We start from the raw sequence: 3,054 nt of genomic DNA, 5'->3' as shown, positions 1-3,054 counted from the left end.
CCATGACCACCCTGCACCTCCCGCCGCCCGCCCCCACCCGCCGCGGCACCACACGCACCCTGCGGATCACCTCGACGGACGTTGCGAGCACGGCGTTGATCCTCCACCTCGCCGGCGAGATCGACCAGGACCAGCGCACCGCGTTGGAGGACGCGCTCGGCACGGCCGTCGAAGCCCGCCCGCCGCGGCTCATCGTCGACCTGTCCGGCCTCGCCTTCTGCGACTCCACCGGCCTCAACGCTCTGCTCAAAACCCGCCTCGCCGCGCAGGCAGCCGACGTCGAGCTCGTGATCGCCGCACCTCCCGCCCACGTCGAAAGGCTGCTGAAGATCACGGGCACCGACCACCTCTTCACGGCCCGCCGCAGCGTCCGCGCCGCCCTGTACGGCCCCGACAGGCCGTCCCCTCCCGCAGGAAGGCGCGCAGCCATGTCGAGCGAGTTGAAGACCAGCACGAGACGCATCGGCCCCGCGGTGGTGTGCGTGTTCGCCGGAGACCTGCACCAGGGCACCGCCGACGAAGCGCAACGAACCCTCGACACGGCGCTCGGCGACCTCCCGACCGTGCTCGCGGTCGACCTCAGCGGCGTGGACCTCCTCGCCTCCGGCGGCCTCAACACCCTGCTACGAGCCCGGATCGCGGCAGCCGACCTGGCAGTACCGACGGTCCTGGTGGCGCCCACCGCCGCGGTGCGCCGCGTGCTGGAGATCACCGACACCGCAGGGCTGTTCCCCGTCTACGCCACAGCCGGACAAGCCGCCCGGCACCGCGAGGAACCGCCCGCCTCCGGCGCGTAGAGCGCACGGGTCGGGGCAGACGTCAAGGTCGGAGATTCGTCCCTCTACCGGGAACCGCCATGTGCCCCTCCCCCTATCCCGTCGTGTCGGACCGGCGTCGACTGGACTTCCTGCCCGGCGACAAAGCAGCGTGCGTGAGCCAGGGCCTGGACTTCACCCGCACCGCCCTCGCCGACTGGCACCTGCCCACCACCGCCGGTCAAGTGGCCGCCGACACCGTCCTCGTCGCCGCCGAACTCCTCACCAACGCCGCCCAGCACGCCGGTCGCCCGCTGGTCCTCCAGCTCCACCGCACTCCCGAACGGCTGCGCATCGCCGTCACCGACCCCAGCCCCACCCCACCGCACCGGGTGGAACCGCACCGGCCGCACGTGCCACACGGGCACGGCCTGGTCGTCGTCGACCGGATCACCACCGACTGGGGCTGCACCCTCGACGGCAATGGCGGCAAGACCGTCTGGGCCGACCTCTCCCTACCGTCCCGGAGCTCCCGTTGCGCAGCTGCACCGGATCCTCAACGAGCGCGCCGCGCCGCGCTGGCGGACCCCGACCCGCTCCTGGACAACTAGGCACTGTCCGGCACAGATCATGTGTCAGTGCAGGCGGTGGCGTGACCACCGGCAGGTGATCGACGGGATTCTTCACCGATAAAGGTCTGGCCCGTCGTCAGTCGCTCTGTGGCGGCGGCCTTGACCTCCGGATCCTCCATCGGGTCGTCGCGCAGTGCCGCGATCTGCTCAAGGACCGGCGTGGAGCCGGGAGCGTGGGCGATCGCCAGCAGCCGTGCCTGGTCTTCGCAGTCCCAGAGCGACTCGGCATGGGCCTTTTCCAGGCCAGCCGGTGCGATGGCGGCCAGCGCCTTGAGATAAGCGGGTCGCTCGTACGAGTGCGGGGTGCGCAGCCAGAACCGCTGGAGCAGTGGTGCCGCCTCGGCGGCTGCGGGACCGAAGCGGGTCAGTCGCTTCGCCGTGCGGTCGGGTCCGCACCAGGCGCGGGTGCGCCACTGGTTGGCGAGTTCGGCCACGAGTTCCGGGATGATCTCCGGGCCCATGTGGTCGGCCAGTACCTCTGCGCCGAGTGCGGCTAGCCACTCCTGCTCGTCCGCCGCCCAGCGGCGTGCTGCCGGTAGGGCGAGGCCGCCGAGGTCCTGCACTGCCTGCCGGAGCAGCGGCAGCGGGGACCTGCCGTCATTGGTGCCGAGCGAGGGCACAAGCGGGATCAGTCCTTCGGTCGGCGCCCGCCGGGCCAGTTCGCCGAGTACGGCGCTCTTGCGGCCGTCGCCGACGCGGGCATCGGCCAGGACGGCGAGCAGCTCAGCCTCGCCCCAGGTGGACAGGTCCGACCGGGACGGCCGAGACACAGGACGCTGTATCTCGATCCCGAAGCGGGTCCACGGCTCGAAGAACCACGGCGATTCCTCCTCCGCGCCGATCCGGGCGCGGGCAACGTCACCCAGGTCCTCCCACCACTCGACCGGCCACAGGTCCGACACCGACTCCAGTACGCGGCCCCAGTGCGCGCCCTCGCGGATGTAGGACCGCAGCGCGTCCCGGCTCTCGTCCGATCCGGCGAGCGCGAGAAGTTCCAGCACACCGGTGGCGCGCTCGCTGTCCCGCTCGGAGCCGGTCAGCAGATCGATGGCCGGGGCGGGTGACAGTTCCAGGTCCCGGATCAGCCGCGCCAGATAGCGGGAGCGGTCGTCGACTTCGTCCCATCGCCAGTCACGTCGGAGCACGTCGTCGACATGCGGGGTGGCCACAGCCGGGTCCGTCGCCGCAAGCACGGCTCCCAGGCCGCGGCCTCGTTGCAGCAGCCCCTCGACCGAGTCGAAAGGGGCGTAGCGCATCTCGTCTTCATCGCTCATCATTGCAAACCCTGCCCGGCCCACAGGCATGTAGCCATCGGATATCGACGCAAGGCCTTGATGCCGGCCGTCAAAGTTGAGTGGCAGACAGTCAAACTTCAATGACACCGGTCCCGGCCCGAGCGGCAGCTCGATCTACAACCGGGTCATGACCGCGCACCCGGTTCTCCCACGGTGGGTCTTGTCCGTTGGCGACTCGGCATCGTCGCCCTTCGCATCGGCCCCCAACCGCTGCGGCCTTTGTCGATCACGTGGCCGGTCCTCGCCAACCGCTGGGCACGGCCGTCGCGGGCTTGCCCGCGGAACGGACCCGATCCCTAACAGAGCTTCTGCCGGGCGACGATCACTGAGCCCCTCGACTCTCCAGACTTCGGGCCGCTGGGCAGGGGGAGG

The 3,054-nt window shown here is 70.8% G+C and carries 3 protein-coding genes; 2 read left to right on the top strand and 1 reads right to left on the bottom strand.

What is annotated here, in order from left to right; genetic code table 11:
• Both ABZ641_RS31015 and ABZ641_RS31010 read left to right on the top strand, forming a co-directional pair.
• The coding region (locus tag ABZ641_RS31015) for an STAS domain-containing protein (RefSeq protein WP_359987159.1) at positions 1-797 on the top strand (797 nt) is incomplete at its 5' end.
• Positions 798-931: 134 nt separating this feature from the next.
• The gene (locus ABZ641_RS31010) at positions 932-1,366 is read left to right on the top strand and encodes an ATP-binding protein (RefSeq protein WP_344624831.1); all 435 of its coding nucleotides are present in this window, start codon (positions 932-934) and stop codon (positions 1,364-1,366) included.
• A gap of 17 nt (positions 1,367-1,383) precedes the next feature.
• On the opposite strand, the gene ABZ641_RS31005 is transcribed toward ABZ641_RS31010, so the two are convergent.
• A complete protein-coding gene (locus ABZ641_RS31005; RefSeq protein ID WP_359987156.1) occupies positions 1,384-2,661 on the bottom strand; it encodes a hypothetical protein in 1,278 nt (425 codons plus the stop codon).
• Positions 2,662-3,054 lie beyond the last annotated feature (393 nt).

Origin of the sequence: Kitasatospora sp. NPDC007106 (assembly GCF_040634455.1) — a bacterium.
Classification (GTDB): Bacteria; Actinomycetota; Actinomycetes; order Streptomycetales; family Streptomycetaceae; genus Kitasatospora; species Kitasatospora arboriphila.
Note: the sequence above shows the minus strand (reverse complement) of the source record. Positions and strands in the feature narration are given on the sequence as shown.

Excerpts from the sequence above, each read along its gene's own strand:
- ABZ641_RS31005 (WP_359987156.1), bottom strand. The coding sequence starts at position 2,661 with ATGAGCGATGAAGACGAGATGCGCTACGCCCCTTTCGACTCGGTCGAG.